The 18,922-nt window shown below is 73.0% G+C and carries 19 protein-coding genes and 1 tRNA gene; 16 read left to right on the top strand and 4 right to left on the bottom strand.

What is annotated here, in order from left to right:
* Positions 1-100: 100 nt before the first annotated feature.
* The gene (locus tag ABD671_RS21675) at positions 101-1,453 is read right to left on the bottom strand and encodes an MFS transporter (RefSeq protein WP_344735602.1); all 1,353 of its coding nucleotides are present in this window, start codon (positions 1,451-1,453) and stop codon (positions 101-103) included.
* Between the two features lie 82 nt (positions 1,454-1,535).
* On the opposite strand from ABD671_RS21675, the gene ABD671_RS21680 reads away from it, so the two are divergent.
* On the top strand, positions 1,536-2,300 hold the full coding sequence (locus tag ABD671_RS21680) for an enoyl-CoA hydratase/isomerase family protein (RefSeq protein WP_344735603.1): 765 nt from the start codon (positions 1,536-1,538) through the stop codon (positions 2,298-2,300).
* 78 nt (positions 2,301-2,378) lie between these two features.
* On the opposite strand, the gene ABD671_RS21685 is transcribed toward ABD671_RS21680, so the two are convergent.
* Both ABD671_RS21685 and ABD671_RS21690 read right to left on the bottom strand, forming a co-directional pair.
* Positions 2,379-2,451 (bottom strand) — tRNA-Lys (locus tag ABD671_RS21685).
* Positions 2,452-2,460: 9 nt separating this feature from the next.
* A complete protein-coding gene (locus ABD671_RS21690) occupies positions 2,461-3,129 on the bottom strand; it encodes a winged helix-turn-helix transcriptional regulator (RefSeq protein WP_344735604.1) in 669 nt (222 codons plus the stop codon).
* 77 nt (positions 3,130-3,206) lie between these two features.
* On the opposite strand from ABD671_RS21690, the gene ABD671_RS21695 reads away from it, so the two are divergent.
* The 8 genes from ABD671_RS21695 to ABD671_RS21730 all read left to right on the top strand — a co-directional run bounded on the left by ABD671_RS21695 (position 3,207) and on the right by ABD671_RS21730 (position 10,638).
* A complete protein-coding gene (locus tag ABD671_RS21695) occupies positions 3,207-4,592 on the top strand; it encodes an MFS transporter (RefSeq protein WP_344735606.1) in 1,386 nt (461 codons plus the stop codon).
* The gene (locus tag ABD671_RS21700) at positions 4,589-5,389 is read left to right on the top strand and encodes a thioesterase family protein (RefSeq protein ID WP_344735607.1); all 801 of its coding nucleotides are present in this window, start codon (positions 4,589-4,591) and stop codon (positions 5,387-5,389) included. Before ABD671_RS21695 ends, ABD671_RS21700 begins: the two co-directional genes overlap by 4 nt.
* A 41-nt stretch (positions 5,390-5,430) precedes the next feature.
* Positions 5,431-6,651: an L-2-hydroxyglutarate oxidase gene (gene lhgO / locus ABD671_RS21705; protein WP_344735608.1), complete on the top strand. Its 1,221-nt coding sequence runs from the start codon at positions 5,431-5,433 to the stop codon at positions 6,649-6,651.
* 198 nt (positions 6,652-6,849) lie between these two features.
* Positions 6,850-7,053 (top strand): cold-shock protein, encoded by a 204-nt coding sequence (locus ABD671_RS21710; RefSeq protein ID WP_344735609.1) that lies wholly within the window; start codon positions 6,850-6,852, stop codon positions 7,051-7,053.
* 218 nt (positions 7,054-7,271) lie between these two features.
* A complete protein-coding gene (locus ABD671_RS21715) occupies positions 7,272-7,466 on the top strand; it encodes a hypothetical protein (RefSeq protein ID WP_344735610.1) in 195 nt (64 codons plus the stop codon).
* 213 nt (positions 7,467-7,679) lie between these two features.
* The gene (locus tag ABD671_RS21720; protein ID WP_425574946.1) at positions 7,680-8,081 is read left to right on the top strand and encodes a metal-sensitive transcriptional regulator; all 402 of its coding nucleotides are present in this window, start codon (positions 7,680-7,682) and stop codon (positions 8,079-8,081) included.
* Between the two features lie 55 nt (positions 8,082-8,136).
* Entirely contained in the window at positions 8,137-8,337 is a 201-nt protein-coding gene (locus ABD671_RS21725; RefSeq protein WP_344735612.1) for a heavy-metal-associated domain-containing protein, read from the top strand.
* A 3-nt stretch (positions 8,338-8,340) separates the two neighbouring features.
* A complete protein-coding gene (locus tag ABD671_RS21730) occupies positions 8,341-10,638 on the top strand; it encodes a heavy metal translocating P-type ATPase (RefSeq protein WP_344735613.1) in 2,298 nt (765 codons plus the stop codon).
* 101 nt (positions 10,639-10,739) lie between these two features.
* Here the strand turns inward: ABD671_RS21730 and ABD671_RS21735 are convergent, their stop codons facing one another.
* Positions 10,740-11,834, bottom strand: coding sequence for a hypothetical protein (locus ABD671_RS21735; protein ID WP_344735614.1), 1,095 nt, complete (start codon positions 11,832-11,834; stop codon positions 10,740-10,742).
* A 62-nt stretch (positions 11,835-11,896) separates the two neighbouring features.
* Between ABD671_RS21735 and ABD671_RS21740 the strand changes: the two genes are divergently transcribed.
* The 7 genes from ABD671_RS21740 to proC all read left to right on the top strand — a co-directional run bounded on the left by ABD671_RS21740 (position 11,897) and on the right by proC (position 18,902).
* Entirely contained in the window at positions 11,897-12,793 is an 897-nt protein-coding gene (locus ABD671_RS21740; protein ID WP_344735615.1) for an NUDIX hydrolase, read from the top strand.
* Between the two features lie 231 nt (positions 12,794-13,024).
* The gene (gene pstS / locus ABD671_RS21745; protein ID WP_344735616.1) at positions 13,025-14,125 is read left to right on the top strand and encodes a phosphate ABC transporter substrate-binding protein PstS; all 1,101 of its coding nucleotides are present in this window, start codon (positions 13,025-13,027) and stop codon (positions 14,123-14,125) included.
* A 127-nt stretch (positions 14,126-14,252) separates the two neighbouring features.
* Positions 14,253-15,215: a phosphate ABC transporter permease subunit PstC gene (gene pstC / locus ABD671_RS21750; RefSeq protein WP_344735618.1), complete on the top strand. Its 963-nt coding sequence runs from the start codon at positions 14,253-14,255 to the stop codon at positions 15,213-15,215.
* Positions 15,212-16,264, top strand: coding sequence for a phosphate ABC transporter permease PstA (gene pstA, locus ABD671_RS21755; protein WP_344735619.1), 1,053 nt, complete (start codon positions 15,212-15,214; stop codon positions 16,262-16,264). Before pstC ends, pstA begins: the two co-directional genes overlap by 4 nt.
* Positions 16,265-16,296: 32 nt before the next feature.
* Entirely contained in the window at positions 16,297-17,076 is a 780-nt protein-coding gene (gene pstB / locus ABD671_RS21760; RefSeq protein WP_344735620.1) for a phosphate ABC transporter ATP-binding protein PstB, read from the top strand.
* Positions 17,077-17,147: 71 nt separating this feature from the next.
* Positions 17,148-18,083, top strand: coding sequence for a proline dehydrogenase family protein (locus ABD671_RS21765; RefSeq protein WP_425574947.1), 936 nt, complete (start codon positions 17,148-17,150; stop codon positions 18,081-18,083).
* A gap of 9 nt (positions 18,084-18,092) precedes the next feature.
* Positions 18,093-18,902: a pyrroline-5-carboxylate reductase gene (gene proC / locus ABD671_RS21770; RefSeq protein ID WP_344735621.1), complete on the top strand. Its 810-nt coding sequence runs from the start codon at positions 18,093-18,095 to the stop codon at positions 18,900-18,902.
* Positions 18,903-18,922: the final 20 nt, after the last annotated feature.

Raw genomic sequence — 18,922 nt, forward strand, 5'->3', positions numbered from 1 at the left:
AGCCACTTCTCAGGGGAAACTGTCACTTATCGGGTGAAGTTTTCCCTGAGAAGCGCAGGAGTCACCGGTGCACCGGTGATTCCGACGCGCTGCCCGCGCCCTACCCGGCCGTCCGCCGCCCCACCACGACCCCGGCGCCGGCGCACACCGCGCAGAACGCGAACACCGTCGCGAACCCGGTGGCGGCAGGCCCGTCGGCGGCGGCGAAGAGGATGCCGGTGATCGCGATCGAGGTCGCGCCCGCGACGGTGTCGCACATGGTGAGGGCGGCGCTGTTGCGGCCGCGCTCCTCCTCGGCCGAGGCGCCGAGCACGGCGACGGTGGTGCGCGGGAAGGCCAGGCCCATGCCGGCGCCCGCGCACATCCAGCAGATCGCCACCAGGACGCCGTTCGGGTGCAGGGCGGCGTTGAGGAACTGTCCCGCGATGCCGAGGGTGAGCAGTGCCGCTCCGGCGCCGAAGGCCTGGGCGTGGCTGAGCCGTTCGCCGAGTCGGCCCTGTACCTGCGCCGCGCCGGCCCAGGTCAGCGCGCTGCCGGTCAGCGCGAGTCCGGCCTGCCAGGGCGGCAGGTCGTAGCACGCCTGGAGCAGGTAGGGCACGTAGATCTCGGCGGCCAGGTAGCCGGCGCTCAACGTGCCGCGCATGGCGATGATCGCCGGCAGCCCGCGCGCGACCCGCAACGCGCCGGGGGGCAGCAGCGGTCGCAGGGCGGCCAGGGTGGCGATGACGCCGAGCCCGGCGAGCACGTGTCCGGGGATCGATTCGCTGCGCCCGGCCAGGTCGACGCTCACCACGGCGGCGGCGACGAGGACGGCGAGCACGAGGCGTCGTCGTCCGTCGGGATCGCGGGCGCGGTCGACCTGCGCAGAGGTGCGCAGCGCCGGGAGGATCAGGGCGGTCGCACCCCCGGCCACGACCAGGACCCCGAGGAACACCCACCGCCAGCCGACCGTGTCGGCCACGACGCCGGCGAGCAGCGGACCCACCATCGACGGCACGATCCAGGCGGCCGAGAAGAGGCCGAACAGGCGCGGTTGGTCGACGCCGTCGAACACCTCGCCGACGAGCACATAGATCGCCACCGTCACCGCGCCGCCGCCCATGCCCTGGAGGAACCGGGCGAGCACGAACACCTCGATGGTCGGCGCGAGACCCGCCATCAGCAGGCCGCTCGCGAACACCCCGACCGCCAGCAGCAGCGGCAGCGCCGCGCCGCGACGGTCGGCCAGCAGGCCGCCGGCCACGGTGCCGACGACGCTCGAGGCCAGGGTCAGGGAGAACGCGACGGAGTACCAGGCGCGGCCGTCGAGCTCGCGGGTCACCGTGGCCATCACGGTGGTCACGGCCATCGTCTCGAAGGCGTAGAGGAAGATCAGCGCGGTGCCGCCGAGGGTGGTCGCGCGGTAGCGCGGTGCCAGCAACGGGGTCGTCGTGCTCTGCTCCCCGATCGCCACAGCGTCAGCCTGCCACGCCCATGTTTCGGCCACCCACCGGACGCCGTCCCGGCCTCGGCGCCGGATGCCTAGGGTCGGTCGCGTGAGCATCGACTACTCCTTCGCCGACGGCTGCGCCCGCATCACCCTCGCGGACGGCGACCGCGGCAACGCCATCAACACTGCGTCGGTCGCCGAGCTGTTCACCGCGCTGCGTCGTGCCGACACCGACGGTGCGCGGGTCATCGTGCTGGCCGCCGAGGGCCGGTTCTTCAGCGTCGGCGGCGACCTCGCCTCCTTCGGCGGCGCTGACGACATGGCCGTCTACATCGACGACCTCGCCGAGGCACTGCACCGGTGCGTCAGCGAACTACTGCGCAGCGACGCCGTCGTCGTCTCCGCCGTGCAGGGCATGGCCGCCGGCGCGGGCTTCCCGCTGGCCGCGGCCGCCGACATCGTCCTCGCCGCCGACACCGCGAAGTTCACCCTCGGCTACACCAAGATCGGGCTCTCGGTCGACGGCGGCACCTCGCTGCTCGTGCACACCCTCGGCCTGCACCGCACCCTGCGGCTCGCGCTGCTCAACGACGTCCTCACCGCCGAGGAGGCGGCCGCCGCCGGCCTGGTCGCGCGCGTCGTCCCGGCTGCGGAGCTCGCCGGCGCCGTCGACGACGTCGTCGCCACCCTGCTCGCTGGCGCCGCCGGCTCGTTCGCGGCCACCAAGCGCCTCCTGCGCGCCGCCGCCGAGGAGTCCCCCGAGGGCCGGCTGCGGGCCGAGTCGCTCGCGATCCGCGCCAACGCCGGTTCGCCCGACGGACGCGAGGGCGTGACCGCGTTCCTGGAGAAGCGGCCGCCGTCCTTCTCGTGAGGGCGGCCGCTGCTGTAACGCGGAGTTAGGGGGACTGGGATCCCCTCAGGAGGGGTGGGCAGTTCCCGTAACCCCGCGTAGGCCCTGTCGGGCTCGAACCGACGACCCTCGGATTAAAAGTCCGGTGCTCTACCGACTGAGCTAAGGGCCCGCGGTCATCCTAGGAGCGCTCGGCGGCGTCCGTGCGGCGGGGCACCGCGACCCGGACGTCGGCCAACTCGACCTCGTGTCCCTCGGCGCACCGCACCTCGATGCGGATCTCCGCGCCGCAGTCGGCGTGGGTGAGGTCGAGCGGCGGTCGTCCGCTGCGGGTGAGATGGCGCCCGCCCCACTGGAAGAGGCCGAGGACGACGGGGGCGAGGTCGAGGCCGCTCGCGGTGAGCCGGTACTCGTAGCGGGTGCGCTGCCCGGGCTCGCGGTACGGCGTCCGTGCGAGGACGCCGGCGGCGGTGAGCTCCTTGAGCCGTGCCGAGGCCACCGCGGGGGTGATGCCGACGCGGTCGGCGAAGTCGTCGAAGCGGGTGGTGCCGTAGAGGGCCTCGCGGATGATCAGCATCGCCGAGCGGGTGCCGACGACCTCGAGGCTGCGTGCGATGGGGCAGCGATCGCCGGGCCGGAAGACCTCGCGGTCGGCGAGCGGCCCGACGAGGGTGACGGCATCACCGGCGGGGTGATCCCCGGCGGTCCCGGCGACCCCGGCGGCCCCGGCGACCTCGGCAACCTCGGCGACCTCGGCGACCTCGGCGACCTCGGCGACCTCGGCGACCTCAGCGACCTCAGCGACCTCAGCGACCTCAGCGACCTCAGCGTCCGATGTGTCCTGCGTCATACGTCCCCCTCACTTGCGTGAAGCATAGCCAGACCCCTACGGTCCTGACTATGCCAGACCAAAGTCAGAGCCGGGCGGTGACCGGACGCCCCGCCGTCCTCGCCGTGCTCTCGGCGGCCGCGTTCGTCGCGAGCCTCGACCTCTTCATCGTCAACGTCGCCTTCGAGCAGATCGGCGCCGACCTCGGTGCCTCGATCACCGACCTCTCCTGGGTGCTCAACGCCTACGCGATCCTCTACGCCGCCCTGCTCGTCCCCGCCGGTCGCCTGGCCGACCGGTACGGCCGCAAGGGCGCCTTCCTCGCCGGTCTGGCCCTCTTCACCCTCGCCAGCGTCGCCTGCGCGGCGGCCGGCGACGTGTGGACGCTGGTCGCCGCCCGCGCCGTCCAGGCCGTCGGCGCCGCGATCCTCACCCCGGCCAGCCTCGGTCTGGTCGTCGCCGCGGCGCCGCCCGAGCGCCGCGCCACCTGGATCCGCATCTGGGCCGCCACCGGCGCGGTGGCCGCCGCCTTCGGCCCCGCCGTCGGCGGCGTGCTGGTCGAGGCCTCGTGGCAGTGGGTCTTCCTGGTCAACCTGCCCATCGGCCTGGCCGCCCTGGCCGTCGCCGCGGTCGTCGTCGAGCCCAGCCGGGACGACGCCGCCACCCGCCTGCCCGACCTGCTCGGCGCGAGCGCCCTCGCGCTGGCCGTCGGCGCCCTCACCCTCGCGCTCGTCGAGGGCGACGCGTGGGGCTGGACGTCGGGCCGCGTGCTGGGCGCGTTCGTCGTCAGCGCCCTGGCCACGCTCGGCTTCCTCGTCTCCTCCCGCCGCCACGCCGAGCCGGTCATCTCGCCCGATCTGCTGCGGGTGCGGGCCTTCCGCTGGGCCAATCTGACCTCGCTGCTCTTCGCCGTCCCGTTCGCGGCGGCCCTGCTCGTCACCGTGCTGTGGCTGCAGACCGTGTGGGGCTACTCGCCGATCCGCACCGGTCTCGCGGTGGCGCCCGGACCGCTGATGGTGCCGTTCTGTGCCGCGCTGGCCCACCGGTTCCTCGCCCGCGTGCCGGTCGGCTGGGTCGTCGCGCTGGGCTGCGTGCTCTTCGCGGCCGGCACCCTGCTCACCGCGAGCACCGTCGGCGTCGAGCCCGCCTACGTCACCGACCTCCTGCCGGGCTGGCTCATCGGCGGCGCCGGCGTCGGTCTCGCGCTGCCGAACATCCTCTCCTCGGCCACCGCCGACCTGCCGCCCACCCGGGCCGCCACCGGCAGCGCCGTCGTCACGATGACCCGCCAGCTCGGCACCGCCTTCGGCGTCACCCTCGTCGTGGTCGTGCTCGGCACCCCCGCTCCCGCCGAGGTGCTCGACTCCTTCCAGCGCGTGTGGTGGTCGTTGGCCGGCGTCATGGTGCTGGCCGCGCTCTCCGCCCCGCTGCTCACCCCCGCCCGCCGCCCGGTCGACCTGCCGCTGGCCGAGGTGGTCGCATGAGCGGGTTCGGCGCGGTCAGCGCCGTGCAGCCGCTGGGCGAGGGCCGCTTCGCCGTCGACCTCCACCCGGGCTGGACCATCGGCGGCCACCCCAACGGCGGCTACCTGCTCGCCCTGCTCGGACGCGCGGCCAGCGAGACGACCAGCCACGCCCACCCCGTCGCCGCCAGCGCCGCCTTCCTGGCCTCGCCCGACCCCGGCCCCGCGGTCGTGGTGGCCGAGCTCCTGCGCGAAGGTCGCGGCACCGCGGTCGTCCGCGCCCGACTCGAGCAGGAGGGCCGCCCGTGCGTCGAGGCGCTGCTCACGCTGGCGCCGCTGCCCGGCGACGACGTCCCCGTGCGATGGGACGACGCCGTCCCCGAGCGCAGCACCGCGCGGCTTCAGGACGCCGTCCCGCTGCGCATCCCCGAGGGCTTCATCGACGTGCGCCTCTTCGACGAGGTCGCGGTCGCCATCGAGCCCGAGAGCGCCGCCTTCCTGGCCGGTGTGCCGCGGGGGAGGGGTGAGATCCGCGGCTGGCTCGACCTCGGACCCGACGAGGTGGTCGACCCCTACGCGCTGCTCTTCGCCGTCGACTCCTTCCCGCCCGCCACCCTCGACATCGCGATCACCGGCTGGGTGCCCACCCTCCAGATGTCGGCCTACGTGCGGGCGCTCCCGGCACCCGGCCCGCTCCAGGTGCTCCACCGCGCCCACCTCGTGCACGGTGACCGCGTCGACGAGACCTGCACGGTGTGGGATTCCCGCGGCGTCCTGGTCGCCCAGGGGCACCAGCTGGCCGGCGTCCGGCTGCCGTGACGCGGGCCGGGAGGGCCCGGCGGCCCCGGTAGGTTCGGGGCATGTCCGCACCCGCCGATCTCGTCGTCGTCGGGGCCGGCCTCGTCGGCCTCGCGGTGGCACGCGAGTACCTCCGGCGCCACCCCGGCGCCGAGGTCGTCGTGATCGAGAAGGAGGCTGACGTCGCTGCGCACCAGAGCGGCCACAACTCCGGCGTCGTGCACGGCGGCATCTACTACCAGCCCGGCTCGCTGAAGGCGCGGCTGTGCGTCGAGGGCGCGCGGCTGATGTACGAGTACTGCGAGGAGCACGGCATCGCGCACGAGCGGTGCGGCAAGCTCATCGTCGCCCTCGACGACTCCGAGATGGGCCGCTTCGAGGAGCTCGAACGCCGTGGCCACGCCAACGGCGTCCCGGGGCTGCGGCGCCTCGACGGCCTCGCCGCACTGCGCGAGATCGAACCGCGCGCCACCGGCGTCGCCGCGCTGCATGCCCCGAACACCGGCATCGTCGACTACCCCGCGGTCGCGCGAACGGTGCTCGCCGAGCTGCGCCGCGACGGCGTCCGGGTGCTGCTCGGCACCGAGGTGCACGGCATCCGTACGTGGGGGGACGTCGCCGAGGTGCGCGCGGCCGGCGAGGTCGTGCGGGCCCGCACGGTCGTCGTCTGCGCCGGGCTGTGGTCCGACCGCCTCGCCCGGGCGGCCGGTGCGCCCGCCGACCCGCGCATCGTGCCGTTCCGCGGCGCCTACCTCGCGCTGCGGCACGATCCGGACGCCGAGCCCGTGGTGCGCGGCATGGTCTACCCGGTGCCCGACCCCGACCTGCCCTTCCTCGGCGTGCACGTCACCAAGCACGTCGACGGCCGCGTGCTGCTCGGCCCCACCGCCATGCTGGTGCCCGCCCGCGACTCCTACTCCCTGCGCACCTGGCGAGGTCGCGACGCCTGGGAGACCGCCGCCTGGCCGGGCACCTGGAGCGTGGCGCGACGCTTCTGGCGCACGGGGCTGACCGAGCTCCACCTCGCAGCCAGCCGCCGCGCCTTCGTCGAGGCCGCCGCCCGCTACGTGCCCGGCCTCACCGTCGACGACCTGGACGACGGCGTGGCCACCGCGGGCGTGCGCGCCCAGGCGGTCGGTCGCGACGGCACCCTCGTCGACGACTTCGTGCTCTCGCGCACCGGGCCCGTCACCTACGTGCGCAACGCGCCGTCGCCCGCCGCGACGTCCTGCTTCGCGCTCGCCGCCGAACTGCTCGATCGCGCCCTCGCGCCGTCGTCCTGAGGCCTGCGGCGAGGGTCGCCCGGACCTGTTGGTCCGCCTGTCACACCCGCGTTGCAGAACCTTCATGGCGATGACCCGAAAACCCGTCTCCGGGCGGTGGCAGGGGTCCTCGCCGCCGGTACTGTGATCGGCACCCGGGCGACCGGGTGACACGCATGAGGGCGGAGATCCCGCCCCGACGAAGGAGATTCGAGCAGCATGGCTCAGGGCACCGTGAAGTGGTTCAACGCCGAGAAGGGCTTCGGCTTCATCGCGCAGGAGGGTGGCGGCGACGACGTCTTCGTGCACTTCTCCGCGATCCAGACCCAGGGGTACAAGACGCTGGAGGAGAACCAGGCCGTCGAGTTCGACGTGACCCAGGGCCCCAAGGGTCCGCAGGCGGAGAACGTCCGCCCCCTCTGACCCGGCGACGTCGGCCGGTCCGCACCCGGCCCGACCCGCCCCGACGACCCCGTTCCGCACCTGCGGAGCGGGGTCGTCGCCGTTTAGGACGGCGTCGGGGGCGCCCCAGGTGGTGCGATCCACCGGTGGTCATGCCGGGCCAGGCCGACACCACCCGAAATGACCAGATTTACCCGGTGCCCGTTTCGCGGCGGTGCGGCTCGGGCACGCTCGTCGCAATGGACATCACGAGCATGACGGGAGGCGCAGTGCAGGACCAGTTCGACGTGTCACTCGAGGACGCCGACCTGTTGGGCGAGGTCGAGCTGACCACCAATCTGATCATCGCGGCCAGCGAGGTCGACGAGCACCTCTCGCAGGCCCAGATCGACGAGATCCTCGGCCTCATCACCCTCGAGGCCGACGAGGACTGACGCCGCTGCCGCGTCCGCGCCGGGTGTCCGGTGTGTGGACGCGATCCGCGGCCGCCGGCTGTCGGAATCACCGGTGCACCGGTGACTCCCGCACTTCTCAGGCGATGTTTCCCCTGAGAAGTGACAGTTTCCCCTGAGGAGTCCGCCCGGATGGCGGACGCCGGCGCGCGCCCCAGTCCTTGAACAGGTACCCCAGGGGGGTACCCTGGAGGCATGAGCGCCGAGACGGACGCCGTCCACCCCGCCGACCCGCAGCCCGGGTCCGTGACCGACGAGAGCCACGAGCCGGGCGGGCACGACCATGCCGGCCATGCCGGCCATGCCGGCCATGCCGGCCACGGCTACATGCGCCGCAAGGACGACTACCTCAAGCGGCTGCGCCGTATCGAGGGCCAGACCCGCGGGCTGCAGCGGATGGTCGAGGACGACACCTACTGCATCGACATCCTCACCCAGGTCGCCGCGGTCACCAAGGCGCTCCAGGCCGTCTCGCTGGCGCTCGTCGAAGACCACCTCCACCACTGCGTCGTCGACGCCGCCCGTGCGGGCGAGGCCGAGGGGGAGGCGAAGGTCGCCGAGGCCGTCGCCGCGATCTCCCGCCTCGTGCGCTCCTGACCGCCCGGCACCGACCACCGACCGACGCCGAGAACGAACGATCGAAGGAGATCCCATGGACACCACCTGGACCGTCGAGGGCATGACCTGCGGCCACTGCGCCGCCTCGGTGCGCGAGGAGATCGAGGAGATCCCGGGCGTCACCTCCGTCGAGGTCGACCACGCCAGCGGTGCGGTCGTCGTCACCAGCGAGGCTCCGATCAGCCGCGACGACGTCGCCGCCGCGGTCGCCGAGGCCGGCTACAGCCTCGTCTGAGCGATGAGCACCGAGACCGGAGCACTACCTGCCCCCCTCCGCGAGGTCGACCTCGCGATCACCGGCATGACCTGCGCCTCCTGCGCGAACCGCATCGAACGCAAGCTGAACAAACTCGACGGCGTCCGGGCCACGGTCAACTACGCCACCGAGAAGGCGCATGTCGTGCTCGAGGCCCCGGTCGCCGACGACGTCCTGCTGCGCACCGTGGCCGACGCCGGGTACGGCGCAGCGCTCCCGCAGGCCGCCGATCGGGACGCGGCCGCCGACGCCGACCACGGCGCCGAGCTCGCCGCCCTGCGCCGCCGGCTGGTTATCGCCGCGGTGCTGAGCGTGCCCGTCATCGCCGCGGCGATGGTGCCCGCCTGGCAGTACGACGGCTGGCAGTGGGTGTCGCTGGTGCTCGCGACCCCGGTCGTCGCCTGGGCGGCCTGGCCGTTCCACCGCGCCGCCGCGATCAACCTGCGCCACGGCGCGGCGACGATGGACACCCTGGTCTCCCTCGGCGTCCTGGCCGCCTACGGCTGGTCCCTCGTCGCCCTGACCGTGGGCGACGCCGGGATGATCGGCATGACCCACGGCTTCTCGCTGCGGCTCCAGCGCGACGACGGGCTGGGCGACATCTACCTGGAGGCCGCCACCGGCGTCACCACCTTCCTCCTCGCCGGGCGCCTCCTCGAACGCCTCGCGCGCCGCCGGGCCGGCAGTGCTCTGCGGGCGCTGCTCGACCTCGGCGTCCGCGAGGTCACCCTGCTGCCCGACGGTCCGGACGCCGAGGCCACCGCGGTCGTCGCGGCCGACCGCGTCGCGGTCGGCGACCACCTGCTCGTGCGCCCCGGCGAACGCATCCCGACCGACGGCATCGTCGTGCGCGGCACCTCCGCCGTCGACGCCTCGATGCTCACCGGCGAGTCCGTGCCGGTCGAGGTCGCCCCGGGGGACGCCGTCGTCGGCGCGTGCGTCAACGCCGGCGGCCGGCTCGTCGTCCGTGCGACGCGGGTCGGCGCCGACACCCAGCTGGCCCGGATGGCCCGCCTGGTCGAGGAGGCCCAGACCCGCAAGGCCGCGGTGCAGCAGCTCGCCGACCGGGTGTCGGGCGTCTTCGTGCCGGTGGTCGTCGGGCTCGCCGCGCTGACGTTCCTGGGCTGGCTGGTGGCCGGCGCGGGCGCCGGGTTCGCGATGAGCGCGGCCGTGGCGGTCCTCGTGGTCGCCTGCCCATGCGCTCTCGGCCTGGCCACGCCGACGGCGCTCATGGTCGGCACCGGCCGCGGCGCCCAACTCGGTCTGCTCATCCGCGGACCGCAGGCCCTCGAATCGGCCCGTCGCATCGACACCGTCGTGCTCGACAAGACCGGCACCCTCACCACCGGTGTCATGGAGGTGCGCGGCATCCACCCCGCGGCCGGCGTCGGCCCGACCGACCTGCTCGAGCGGGCGGGCGCGCTCGAGGCCGCCAGCGAGCACCCGATCGGGCGGGCGGTGGCCGCGGCCGCCGGCGCCCGGGCCGGCAGCGCGCTGCGCGAGTTCGCGAACAGTCCGGGACGCGGGGTCGAGGGGGTGCTGGACGGCGTCGCGATCCTGGCCGGCCGGGCCGCGTTCGTCGCCGAGCGCCTCGGCTCGCTGCCCGAGGACGTCGCCCGCCTGGCCGCCGAGGTCGAGCAGCGGGCGGCCGTGCCCGTCGTCGTGGCCTGGGACGGCGTCGCGCGCGGCGTCCTCGAGGTGGGGGACGCCGTCCGCGCGACCTCCGCGCTCGCCGTCCGGCGGCTGCGCGAGCTCGGTCTCGAGCCGGTGCTCCTCACCGGCGACCACGCCCGGGCGGCGGAGACCGTCGCAGCCGCGGTGGGCATCGACCGGGTGATCGCCGGGGTGCTGCCGGAGGGCAAGCTCGCCGCGATCCGCGACCTCCAGGAGTCGGGGCGCACCGTCGCGATGGTCGGCGACGGCGTCAACGACGCTGCCGCGCTGGCCGGCGCCGACCTCGGCATCGCGTTGGGCACCGGTGCCGACGTCGCGCTCGAGGCGGCCGACCTCACCGTCGTGCGCGGCGACCTGCTGCCCGTCGTCGATGCGCTGCGGCTCTCGCGCCGCACGCTGGCCACGATCCGCTCGAACCTGGTCTGGGCGTTCGGCTACAACGTGGCCGCCCTGCCGCTGGCGGCGGCGGGTCTGCTCAGCCCGATGATCGCGGGCGGGGCGATGGCGCTCTCCTCGGTGTTCGTCGTCGCGAACAGCCTGCGGTTGCGCGGGTTCCGGCCGCTCGCGGCGCCGGAGGGGCTGTCGGAATCACCGGTGCACCGGTGACTCCCTCGCTTCTCAGGGAAAGTTTCCCCTGAGAAGCGACAGTTTCCCCTGAGAAGTGCCTGGCGCATAGCGGACGAACAAGGGGCCGCCGGTCCCACCGCTCAACAGGTCGCGAACAGCACCGGACCGGTCGAGAGGTCGGAGAGCACGAAGGTGTCCGGTTGCGGGCGCAGCACCATCGTCACGAGCTTCCCGGTCGCCTCGACCGGTCCCAGGGTGAACCGGTCGGCGAAGTCGCCGCCCTGGCCCGGGGCCGGGCCCGAGGCGAGGGCGGCACGGCTGTCGGCGTTCTCGCGCGCCTGGTCGTCGCGCTCGAAGCCCATGACGACCCGCACTGAGCGGTCGGCCTCGAGCCCCATCGCGAAGGACGTCACCGGCGTCACCGTGCCGGCGGCGGCGATGAGCTGGTCGGCCTGACGCTGGCTCTGCTCGTCGGCCTGCGCCATCGCCAGCGTGCGGCAGGTGTAGTCGCCCGAGTACACGACGGCGGCGAGCGGGTCGGCGCCGGCGGCGTCGACGAGCCCGGCCGCGGCATCGTCGACGGGCGTCGCCGCGGTGTCGTCGAGGCCCTTCAGCACCGTGCGCAGGTAGTCGGCGCTGTCGCTGACCAGCAGCAGGTGCCGATCGCGCAGGAAGGCGATGTTCTCCAGGGTGGGTGCCGCGGTGCCGTCGCTGTCGGTGCCCTGGGCGGCGGCGGCGAGCCGCTCCTCGCCGCCCTCCCAGACGCCGTCGGGCGAGGACGGCGGCGTGTAGCCCAGCGCGCGCACCTGGTCGGCGAGCTCGTCGATGTCGAGATCGGCGGGCAGCCCGACGATCTCGACGGCGCCCGAGGTCGACTGCGCCAGCAGCTCCCAGTCGATCGAGGCCGGCGACCAGCCGAACTTCTCCTGGAGCATCGGGGTGGAGTCGATGAGGCCGGAGCTGGAGGAGAGGTCGGCGGTGAAGGCGTCGTCGAGGAACGCTCCGACCTCACGGGGCGTGGAGTCGGCGTCGACCCGCGCGCCGAGCTCGCGGCGCGCGCCTGCCCAGTCGGTCCAGGCGTAGCGCTGGCTCTCGGCCGGCGCCATCCGCACGGCCCGCTCGAAGGTCGTGGACTCCGAGCCGCCCCAGACGCCCGCCACGCGGGTGCCGAGGACGACGGCCGCGACGACCACCGCCACCGCGGTGGCCCCGATCAGCGCCGTGCGCGTGCGCATCGCCGATGGCCTCCCCGGGGTCTGCTTGCCGCACGAGCGGCCGGAGGTGTGAGACTAACGCCATGGTCCCAGCCGGTGAGATCCGTGCCGCCGGCGCGGTGGTGCTGAGGCCGCGCCAGGTCCTGCTCGTGCATCGCGCCCGGTACGACGACTGGTCCTTCCCCAAGGGCAAGCTCGACCGTGGCGAGCACCGCACCGCCGCCGCCGTGCGGGAGGTCGAGGAGGAGACCGGCGTCCGGATCCGGCTCGGCGTGCCGCTGACGCGGCAGCGGTACCTGGTCGGCGATCGGCCCAAGACCGTCGACTACTGGGTGGCCCGGCCGACCGGCCCCGACGGCGTCGAGGGCTACGTGCCGAACGCCGAGATCGACCGGGTCGCGTGGGTCGACCGCGAGGAGGCCCCCGGCCTGCTGAGCTACGACCGCGACCGCAGCGTGCTCGAGGAGGCCCTCAGCCCGGCGCGCCGCAAGCGCACCGACGCCCTGGTGGTGGTGCGGCATGCGGCCGCGCGGGCGCGGCGCACCTGGCGCGCCGACGACCGGGTGCGCCCCCTGCTCGCCTCCGGGCGTCTGGACGCCGCGCGGATGGTGCCGACCCTCCAGGCCTTCGGCGTCGCCGACATCCTGACCTCGCCGAGCACCCGGTGCGTCGAGACCGTCGCTCCACTGGCGGCCGCCCTCGATCTGGTGCCACGGCGCAAGCCGGTGCTCGCCGAGGAGGACGCCACCCCGCGGGCCGTGCGCTCGCTGGTGCGTGCCGAGGTCGACGCGCTGAGCGGCACCGGTCGCGTCGCTCTGCTGTGCTCGCACCGCCCCGTGCTCCCGGTCGTCTTCGACGCGCTCGGCCTGGACGACCCGCGCTTGGACCCGGGCGACATCATGGTCGTGCACCTGCGCAAGGGACGGGTGGTGGCGGCCGAACGGCATGCGGCGCACCCGGGCAGCGAGCCCGCCGTCTGAGGATCGCCGGTGAGTGTGACGCGGAGCGCATCGTCAAGGGTGCGATAGCCGGCGACAGGCGAGTTCACCTGATGTACGCCGTCCGCCCGCTCGTCCGACATCGATTGGGCATATCGAGTTCATCGTCCGTTCACCCGCGACCCCGGATCAGGTCACCTGACCTCCTTAGCGTCACCGGCGTTCCCGGAATCTGTCCGGGTCTGACCCACGCCACGAACCTTTGGAGAGAACGTGATCCGCACTTCCATCCGCCGCGGCCTCATCCCCGGTGTCGCCGCCCTGGCCCTCGTGCTCTCGGCCTGCGGTGCCGGCAACGAGGACTCCGGATCGTCCGACGGCGGAAGCGACTCCGGCCTGTCCGGCGAGCTCGCCGGCGGCGGCGCCACCTCGCAGGAGAAGGCCCAGGCCGCCTGGCGTGCCGGCTTCCAGACCGAGAACCCCGGCGTCACGATCACCTACGACGGCGTCGGCTCGGGCACCGGCCGCGAGAACTTCATCAACAAGGCCTACCTCTTCGCCGGCACCGACTCGGCGATCAACGACGACGAGGGTGAGCTGACCGCGGCCAACGAGCGCTGCGGCGGCGACGTCATCCAGGTCCCGGCCTACGTGAGCCCCATCGCGGTCGCCTTCAACCTGCCCGGCATCGACTCCCTCAACCTGAGCGCCGACGTCATCACCGACATCTTCGAGGGCACCATCACGAAGTGGAACGACCCGAAGATCGCCGCCGAGAACGACGGCGTCGACCTGCCCGACACCACCATCGTGCCGGTGCACCGCTCCGACGACTCGGGCACCACCGCCAACTTCACCGACTACCTGAGCAAGGCGGGCGGCTGGAAGGCTCCGGCCGACGACACCTGGCCCGCCGACATCAAGGGCGGCGAGTCCGCCGAGGGCACCTCGGGCGTCGTCGGTCTGGTGACCGACAACGAGGGCTACATCGGCTACGCCGACGAGTCGGCCGTGGGCGACCTCGGCCAGGCCTCCATCAAGGCCGGTGCCGCCTACGTCGCCCCGAGCGAGGAGGCCGCCGCCAAGGCGCTCGCGGTCTCGAAGCTGGCCGAGGGCAACTCGGCCTCCAACATGGCCTACGACATCGACCGCACCACCACCGAGGCCGACACCTACCCGCTGATCCTGGTGTCCTACCTCCTGGCGTGCCCGACCTACCCGGCCGACCAGGCCGACGCGGTCAAGGCGTTCCTCGAGTACGTCGTCTCCGACGCCGGCCAGCAGGCCGCCGCCGACGAGGCCGGCTCCGCGCCGCTCGACCCCGCCGTCTCGGAGCAGGCCACCACGATCCTCGAGGGCATCACCGCCGAGTGATCCGCGAGGCGGGTCGTCGGTGTCCGACCGACGTCGCACGGCCCGCCTCTCGCCCGTTCCAGCACGAGCCCCGGCGCGATAGCCTCGCCGCCGGGGCCGTGCTGCGAGACACCATGACAGGAGACCCGTGACCGCCACTTCGACGCCGCCCGAGGCGTCCTCCGCCGACGGCCTGGAGGGGCCGCGCCGCTCGGCGCTCGGCGACCGCGTCTTCCGCGGGCTGAGCCTCGGCTCCGGTCTGGTCATCATGCTGGCGCTGGCGGGCGTGTTCGTCTTCCTCGCCATCGAGGGCGCGCCCGGCCTCAACGTCGACCCGTCGTTCTACAACCCCTCGACATCGTTCTGGGGCTACGTCGGGCCGCTCATCTACGGCACGATCCTGGCCGCGGTCATCGCGCTGATCTTCGCGGTGCCGCTCGCCATCGGCATCGCTCTGTTCATCTCGCACTACGCGCCGCGCCGCATCGCGACCCCGGTCGCGTACCTCATCGACCTGCTCGCCGCCGTCCCCTCGGTCGTCTACGGCCTCTGGGGCGGTCGCGAACTGGCGCGCCACGTCGGCGACGTGCAGGTCTGGCTGAACGACTGGTTCGGCTGGCTGCCCTTCTTCGAGGGTCCGCCCTCGGAGTCGGGTCGCACCATCCTCACCGCCGGCCTCGTGCTGGCGATCATGGTGCTGCCGATCGTCACGGCGATCTGCCGCGAGATCTTCGCCCGCACCCCGCGGCTGCACGAGGAGGCCGCCCTGGCCCTCGGCGCGACCCGCTGGGAGACCGTCCGCTACGCCGTCTTCCCCTATGCCCGCTCCGGCATGGTCTCGGCCGTGATGCTGGGCCTGGGCCGGGCGCTCGGCGAGACGATGGCGGTGGCGATGGTGCTCTCGGCCTCGCCGCTGGTCACTCTCAACCTGATCTCGGGCAGCAACCCGGCCACCATCGCCTCGAACATCGCGGTGAACTACAAGGAGGCCACCCCCGACAAGCAGGCGGTGCTCATCGCCACCGGTCTGGTGCTCTTCGCCTTCACCTTCGCCGTCAACTTCCTGGCCCGCTACATCGCCGGCCGCAGCGAGCGGAGGCTCGCCCGATGACGACCGTGCATACCCGCCCGAGCATGCCGACCCTCACCGAGACCCGGCTGCCGTCCTGGGCGCCCGGACTCGTGGCCGTCGGCGCCGCCGGCATCGGCGCCCTGCTGTGGCTCTTCGGTGTCGGCCTCGCGCTCAGCGTCTTCCTCGCCGCCGTCCTGTTCATCGTGATCGTGCCGGTCTGGTCGGCCGCGGTCGAGAGCCGCCGCGCGGCCGCCGACCGACTCGCCACCACCCTGGTCTGGACGGCGTTCCTCGTCGCGATGCTGCCGCTGATCTGGCTCGTGGTCACCGTGCTGCGCGAGGGTCTCTCGACGGTCAACATCGACTTCCTCACCTACTCGATGCGCAACGTCATCGGCGACGAGCAGGGCGGTCTCTACCACGCCCTGATCGGCACGCTCCTCGTCACCGGCATGGCGTCGCTCATCTCGGTGCCCATCGGCATCTTCGCCGCGATCTACCTCATCGAGTACGGCAAGGGCACCCGCATCGCGCGGGTGCTCACCTTCCTCGTCGACGTGATGACCGGCATCCCCTCGATCGTGGCCGGCCTCTTCGCGCTCTCGTTGTTCGTGCTGATCCTCGGCCCGTCGATCCGCTTCGGCTTCGGCGGCTCGGTGGCCCTCTCGCTGCTCATGATCCCCACGGTCGTGCGCTCGACCGAGGAGATGCTGCGCCTCGTGCCCGACGATCTGCGCGAGGCCTCCTACGCCCTGGGCGTCCCGAAGTGGCGCACCATCGCCAAGGTCGTGCTCCCGACCGCGCTCGGCGGCATCGTCACCGGCGTCGTCCTCGCGATCTCGCGCATCATCGGCGAGACCGCGCCGCTGCTGGTGGTCGCCGGTGCCACCGACAGCGTCAACACCAACCTGTTCGACGGACGCATGGCGACGCTGCCGGTGTTCATCTACCAGCAGTACAGCGTCGCCACCCCCAAGGGCCTCAGCTACGCCTGGGGCGGCGCGCTCGTGCTGATCGCGATCGTCATGATCCTCAACATCGTCGCCCGGATCATCGGCCGCGTCTTCGCGCCCAAGACCGGTCGCTGAGCGACGTCACCCAGACCCCGGAGAATCCCACCATGGCCAAGAGCATCGACGTCTCGGACCTCAACATCTACTACGGCGACTTCCTCGCGGTCGAGGGCGTCAGCATGACGATCCGGGCGAAGGCGGTGACCGCGTTCATCGGTCCGTCCGGCTGCGGCAAGTCGACCTTCCTGCGCTCGCTCAACCGCATGCACGAGGTCATCCCCGGCGCGCGCGTCGAGGGCAAGGTCGTCGTCGACGGCCAGTCCCTCTACGACCCGGCCGTCGACCCGGTGGCCGTGCGCCGCCAGATCGGCATGGTCTTCCAGCGGCCCAACCCGTTCCCGACGATGTCGATCTACGAGAACGTGCTGGCCGGCAACCGCCTCAACTCCAAGAAGCTCAAGAAGGCCGAGGCCGACGAGATCGTCGAGCGCTCCCTCAAGGGCGCCAACCTCTGGAACGAGGTCAAGGACCGTCTCGGCAAGCCCGGCATGGGCCTCTCGGGCGGTCAGCAGCAGCGTCTGTGCATCGCCCGCGCGATCGCCGTCGAGCCGCAGGTGCTGCTCATGGACGAGCCGTGCTCGGCGCTCGACCCCATCTCGACGTCGGCCATCGAGGACCTCATCCACGAGCTGAAGTCCGAGTACACGATCGTGATCGTCACCCACAACATGCAGCAGGCGGCACGAGTCTCCGACGACACCGGCTTCTTCAACCTCAAGGCCGCCGGCAAGCCCGGTCACCTGGTGGAGTTCAACCCCACGAAGAAGATGTTCACCAACCCCGACAACGAGGCCACCGAGGCCTACATCTCGGGTCGCTTCGGCTGATCCGCACCGCTCCGCGCCACCCGGGTGGGGCGGAGGGCGGCCGGTCGGCGCCGCAGGGTTACCGTGGCGCCATGTCGTTGCTCCGCCAACCCCTGCTCCTGCTCGCCCGCAGCGGCGGCGTCCGCCGGCTGGTGAGCACCATGCCCGTCAGTGCGGGCATCGTCGCCAGCTACGTCCCCGGCGAGAGCACGGCAGCGGCGGTGGGGGCCACCCGCCGTCTCCAGGACGACGGCCTGCTGGTCACCCTCGACCACCTCGGTGAGGACACCACCGAGATCGCCCAGGCCGAGGCCACCGTGCAGGCCTACCTCGACCTGCTCGCCGAGCTGAGCCGCGAGGGGCTCGCGCACGGAGCCGAGGTGTCGGTGAAGCTGAGCGCCGTCGGCCAGTACCTGCCCGACGGCGGCGCGGAGATCGCGCTGGAGAACGCCCGCCGCATCTGCCGCGCCGCCCGCAACGCCGGCACCACGGTCACCCTCGACATGGAGGACCACACCACCACCGACGCCACGCTCGCCACGCTGCGGGAGCTGCGCAAGGACTTCCCCGAGACCGGCGCCGTCCTGCAGGCCTACCTGCACCGCACCGAGGCCGACTGTCGCCACCTGGCCTCCGAGGGGTCGCGGGTGCGGCTGTGCAAGGGCGCCTACGCCGAGCCCGAGACCGTCGCCTACACCGACCGGCTCGAGGTCGACCGCAGCTACGTGCGCTGCCTCAAGATCCTGCTCGCCGGCCAGGGCTACCCGATGATCGCGACCCACGACCCGCGGATGATCGAGATCGCCCGTTCGCTCGCCAGCCGCTTCGACCGGCGTCCGGGCAGCTACGAGTTCCAGATGCTCTACGGCATCCGCCCTGAGGAGCAGCGTCGGCTGGCCCGCGCCGGCGAGCGGGTGCGCGTGTACGTGCCCTACGGCCAGGAGTGGTACGGGTACCTCATGCGCCGGCTCGCCGAGCGCCCGCAGAACCTGTCATTCTTCGTGAAGTCCCTGATCTCGAAGAAGTAGCGAGCGCGCATGACCTCCTCCCAGACCGCCATCCTCGGCGCCGGCGTGATGGGCGAGACCCTGCTGTCGGGGCTCGTCCGTGCCGGACGCCGTGTCGACCACCTGCTGGTGGGGGAGAAGCGGGCCGAGCGCGCCGCCGAGCTGACCGACCGGTACGGCGTCGCCGTGCTCGACAACGTGGAGGCCGCCCGCCGCGCCGACACGATCGCCCTGGTCGTCAAGCCGCAGGACATGGCCGACCTGCTCGCCGAGATCGCGCCGGTGCTCGGTCCCGGCAAGCTGCTGGTCTCCCTCGCGGCCGGCATCACCACCGCCTTCATCGAGTCGTGCGTGCCGGCCGGCGTCGCCGTCGTCCGGGTCATGCCGAACACCCCCGCGCTCGTCGACGAGGGCATGGCGGGCATCTCGCCCGGGTCGAGCGTCACCGACGACCAGCTCGCCGAGGCCGAGGGCCTGCTGGCGAGCGTGGGGCGCGTCGTCCGCATCCCCGAGCGCCAGCAGGACGCCGTCACCGCGATCTCCGGCTCGGGTCCGGCCTACATCTTCTACGTGGTCGAGTCGATGATCGAGGCGGGCGTGCACCTCGGCCTGCCGCGCACGACCGCCACCGAGCTGGTAATCCAGACCCTCGTCGGCTCGGCGAAGATGCTGCGCGAGACCGGCACCCACCCGACCGTGCTGCGCGAGCAGGTCACCAGCCCCGCCGGCACCACCGCGGCCGCGCTGCGCGAGCTCGAGGTGCACAAGGTGCGCGCCGCGTTCCTCGCCGCCATGGAATCGGCCCGCGACCGCTCGCGCGAGCTCGCCGAGGGCAGCTGAGCCCCGAGCTGATCCCCGCT

The sequence above is a fragment of the Nocardioides fonticola genome (genome assembly GCF_039536805.1).
Classification (GTDB): domain Bacteria; phylum Actinomycetota; class Actinomycetes; order Propionibacteriales; family Nocardioidaceae; genus Nocardioides; species Nocardioides fonticola.